Below are 4,642 nucleotides of genomic sequence, written 5' to 3' on the forward strand. Positions count from 1 at the left end.
AATCAGTTTATGAAAGTTAGCTTCTATGTATTAACTGAAAATAAAGCCCAAGATATCTTGGGCTTTATTTTCAGTTAATACATAGAAGCTAACTTTCATAAACTGATTTTCATTAATTGGTTTTCATTAATAAATTATGCCATATTTGCACTGTTTTTTAAGTATTGCATAAATAATGGCACTGGACGACCAGTCGCGGCTTTGTCTTGACCTGAAATCCATGCCGTACCAGCGATGTCTAAATGCGCCCATGCTTGACCTTCTTCTATAAAGCGCGATAAGAAACATGCTGCTGTTACTGCACCGGCACCTTTACCACCGATATTTTGCATATCAGCGATAGGCGAGTCAATCTGCGCTTGATACTCGTCATCCATCGGCATGTGCCAGATAAGATCACCAGATAAATGACTCGCGTTTTCTAAGTCAAACAACACATCTTCGTCATTACTAAAGACTGCTGAGCGCACATTGCCCAAAGCTACGACACAAGCACCGGTCAAGGTTGCGACATCGATGATGGCTTTTGGCTGATAATACTTCTGTACGTAGCACAAGGTGTCGCACAATACTAAACGACCTTCAGCGTCGGTATTTAGGATTTCAACTGACTTACCGTTCATTGCTCTGATGATATCGCCTGGACGCGTCGCCTCTCCTGATGGCATATTTTCAGCACAAGCTAGTGCACCGACAACATTGATAGGTAGACGCGCTTCACATAGTGCTTTTAGGGTACCGAGCACCGCAGCAGAGCCACCCATATCAAATTTCATCTCATCCATCGCCGCACCCGGTTTGATTGAGATACCACCTGAATCGAAGGTCACGCCTTTACCGACAAGAACGATAGGTGCATCATTGTTTGCACTTTGGGCATTGTCTTCGCTATTTTGGTCAGCTTTTTTAGCGGCTTTCTTGCTAGGTAGTTTATCAGCCAGTGCTTTTAGGCTGCTTGCAACTTTTGCACTGTTGGTAGTGGCTTTGCTAGTATCTGCAGTAGCACTAAAATTAGACTGACCACGATATTCCATTAACACCAGCTTGCCCTCTTTGGTAGAGCCTTGCGCGACCGATAAGAAGCAGTTCATACCCAGTGCTGACATCTCGTCTTCACCTAATACGGTGACTTTTAATAGGTCAGGATAGGTGGCTGCCAGTTCCTGTGCTTGCTCAGCCATATACGCTGGGAAACAGATATTACCCGGCTCATTGGCGACATCACGGGTCAAGCTTTGACCAGTAAAGACCGCTTGTGCAAAGTTTAACGAATCTTCTAAAGACGGATCTGCCAGTAAGTAGATATCGGTTAAAACAGGCGTTTGTTGCTCGGATTTGTACTTGTCAAAACGATAGCTTGCTGCCAGTAGGCTCAGCGCAAATTGACCAAACTGGTTTTCTTCTAAGGTATCACCTAATGCGACAGTGATAGAGTCAACACGCTTTTGAGTACTCTTATAAATAGTATTGGCAATTTTTTCTAGGACACTATGACGCAATTTATCAACATTACCCACTCCGACCAATAACAGCTGTACTGGGTTTTCTTTAGTGGTTTTTTTATCGCCAGCCAGCGCATAGTCAGCAACGGTTTCACAAGCTTTGCCATTAAAGTGTGATACTTCAATCAATTGCTCAATACGGGTTTGATAATCGCTCAATACCGACTCAGCTAAGATATTTTTTTTATCATCGATTAAAACGACAAGGCAGGCGGCGTCTTTACTTTTGGCTTCTTTTTTCAGAATCTTTTGTGTATGGGTTTTTGGTAGAGTTTGCGTTAATTTAATATTCATATAATTATCCTTATTAGAGTGATGACAATATAGGGTCTGTTAGGATAGTTTATCCTGATAAATCATTTGGCTTATAGTGTTATTTGAGCCATGACAGTAGTGTAGCATATCGTTTGACACCTGCGCAGTGAGCAAGGTATAGGTAATGTTTTCAAACACATTTCACCGTCATTTTTTACCAAAATATGCTAGCATTATCGGTTATAGTAAACACGGCTCCCTGCGTACGAGCACTTAGTCTTTATTATATTTTATATAGAATTGGCAGGGCAGTTGATGTCAGTCTTTTTATCTTCATACAGTCGATTTTTAGCGACTCAAATCCTTTATAAAAATGCGGTAACTCGCATAAACGCTAACTGCTAAGAGTGCCTACTGTGATATTACGCCGCTATATGACCCAACAAGTTGCCTCAACGACCGCATTGGTCTTGGGTTTTTTAGTGGTGATGATGCTTGGCGGTCGTTTGATACGATATTTTGGTATCGCAGCTGAAGGTAATTTAGATATCGGTTTATTATTTACCATCATTGGTTATAACTTGCCGTATTTCTTAGAGCTTATCTTGCCATTGGCATTTTTTATTGCTCTAATGCTGGTATTTGGGCGCCTGTATGTTGACCAAGAAATGGCAGTGATTAATGCCAGTGGCGTGTCACGTGGTAGGCTTGGGCGCTTGATGACCCCATTGATTTTGGTATTGTTTGTGGGTGAAGCGGCATTATCCATCGTGGGCAAACCGTGGGGGGTACGTTCAGCTGAGAGTGTCTGGCAGCAGCAAGCATTAACCAGTGCGTTTGATTTAATCCGCCCCAATCAGTTCATCAGCAGTGGTAATTATCATCTATATGTGGGCAGTTTGAGTGATGATAAAAAGCAATTGCAAGACGTGATACTGATTCAGTCTGAACCTGCCAAAAATGGCAATGCGCCCAAAGAAAGTCTGACTAACATCGATGCCAAATCTGCCGAGCAGCTCAATATTCCAGAACTGCCCACAGCGCTTGCTAATAATACCAATATTAGTAAAGATACCATTACGCTTGCCAAACGTGCTGAACAAGTAGATACGGGCAATAGTGGCGTGACACAGTTGGATTTATTCCAAGGTCGGCGTTATGAAGTCGGTGCCGGTAGTCTGAAATATAATCAGGTAGGCTTTGATCGTTACCGCATCACTTTGACCGAATCGTCAAAAGCAGTCATCACTGAAGACAATATCGAGACACAAGCGATTGGTCCGTTATGGCAAGCGGCTACCGGCAGTGCCCAAGCGGGTAGTAACAATGCTATGCGTGCGGCGCAAGGTGAGCTTGGTTATCGCTTATCGTTACCTTGGCTGATGATTATCGCGCCGATGCTGGCAGTGCCACTGGCGCAAGTCCGTCCGCGTCAAGGTCGCTGGTTGCGTCTATTTCCTTCCATTCTATTATTTGTGAGCTGTGCGCTCGGTATCATTTCGCTCAAAAACGCGGTTGGTAAAGGGAGCGTTAGCGTCTGGGCATACGCATGGCTGATTTTAGGATTTATAGCATTGGCTCTTTATATGAATTGGGGTAGCCGCGTACAGCATCGATTGCGCTTTCGCAAACCAGAGCATGAGCCTTTGACGGTTGCTGACAATCAAAACAGCGGCTCACAAGGAGGGCAATCCTAATGAGCGCTCTATTCTCTAAATCTTCGAAATCAAATTCGCCAAATGCTAAACTGAAGCTTAGCCCAAAACCAACTAACCTCAAAGTGCTCAGCCGCTACGTCAAGATAAATGCTTTATTAGCGATTATCGCGGCGGTCATAGGGCTCTGGGCACTACAATTGGTATTTTCTTATTTATCTGAGCTTGATTCGCTAGATGATAGCTATACGATGGGAGAGGCGATTAAATATATTTTTTATCGCTCACCTTATTTTTTAGAGCAGTTTATCCCAACTGGGGCTTTATTGGGTGCAGTCGTTGGTTTGGGCTTACTGGCTAATAAAAGCGAGCTGGTTGTGATGCGCGCCGCTGGCGTCAGTGTTTATCGTATCGTCGGTTGGGTGTTGCAGCCGGCGCTGATTTTTGTGGTATTGGCGTTGATGATCAATCAATTTGTGTTGCCGTATTCTAATCAATTGGCAAAAGCCATTAACAGTGAAGATAACAGCTCATTGGTCACCTCAGTACGTGGTTATTGGACAGTGCAGCCGCGTTTTGAAGGGACAACAGACGGCAAGACAAAACCTGATGGCAGCGATATTTTATATATCGATTATGCTGATGTTAAAGGCAATATCGGTCAGGTAAAGCGTTGGCATTTGGATAATAACGGCAATCTGCAAACTGCTGTTCATGCTGAAGGCGGGCAGTATATCGGGCGTGAGACGCTTGCGACTGCTAGCAGCAAACCAAGCGAGCAATATCGTTATGAGTGGCAGCTGAACAATATGACCAAGCTTACTATCAATCAAGGTTTTGAGAGCAGCCAAGCGCTCTCACCGTCAGATACCTTAAGTTTGCCATTTGCCCCTAAGTCGGTGTATTTGCTCACGCGTCAAGCTGAGGATTTGTCATTGACCCAGCTATATGAGCACCGTCAGTTTATGCGCCAACAAGGCACCCGCTCCTTAAGTCATGAGCTGGCGTTTTGGCAAAAGCTATTATCACCCTTGTCTATCTTGTCATTAGTGATTGTCGCTTGCTCCTTCGTCTTTGGTTCATTACGTACGCATAGTCTAGGATTGCGTATCGTCGTAGCGCTATTATTTGGTTTATTATTTAGTTACGTGCAGGATTTGGTGGGCTTTGTTTCACTAGCAACGGGATTTTCGCCATTACTGATGGTGATATTGCCGATTATTGCCAGTG

At 43.9% G+C, this 4,642-nt stretch carries 3 protein-coding genes; 2 read left to right on the forward strand and 1 reads right to left on the reverse strand.

Going from position 1 to position 4,642, the window contains the following annotated elements; translation table 11 throughout:
• Positions 1–134: 134 nt before the first annotated feature.
• Complete coding sequence (locus tag VLN09_RS00525) at positions 135–1,796, reverse strand: leucyl aminopeptidase (protein WP_325243070.1); 1,662 nt, start codon at positions 1,794–1,796, stop codon at positions 135–137.
• Between the two features lie 395 nt (positions 1,797–2,191).
• On the opposite strand from VLN09_RS00525, the gene VLN09_RS00530 reads away from it, so the two are divergent.
• Both VLN09_RS00530 and lptG read left to right on the forward strand, forming a co-directional pair.
• Positions 2,192–3,454, forward strand: a complete 1,263-nt coding sequence (locus VLN09_RS00530; protein WP_325243072.1) for an LPS export ABC transporter permease LptF — start codon at positions 2,192–2,194, stop codon at positions 3,452–3,454.
• Positions 3,454–4,642 (forward strand): LPS export ABC transporter permease LptG (gene lptG, locus VLN09_RS00535; protein WP_325243074.1); only part of this gene is annotated, 1,189 nt, incomplete at its 3' end. The genes VLN09_RS00530 and lptG, both read left to right, overlap by 1 nt.

It is taken from the genome of Psychrobacter sp., from assembly GCF_035469765.1.
Classification (GTDB): domain Bacteria; phylum Pseudomonadota; class Gammaproteobacteria; order Pseudomonadales; family Moraxellaceae; genus Psychrobacter.

Bases quoted from the DNA above. Each gene is read 5' to 3' on its own strand.
- VLN09_RS00525 (WP_325243070.1), bottom strand. From the start codon at position 1,796: ATGAATATTAAATTAACGCAAACTCTACCAAAAACCCATACACAAAAG.
- VLN09_RS00530 (WP_325243072.1), top strand. From the start codon at position 2,192: ATGACCCAACAAGTTGCCTCAACGACCGCATTGGTCTTGGGTTTTTTA.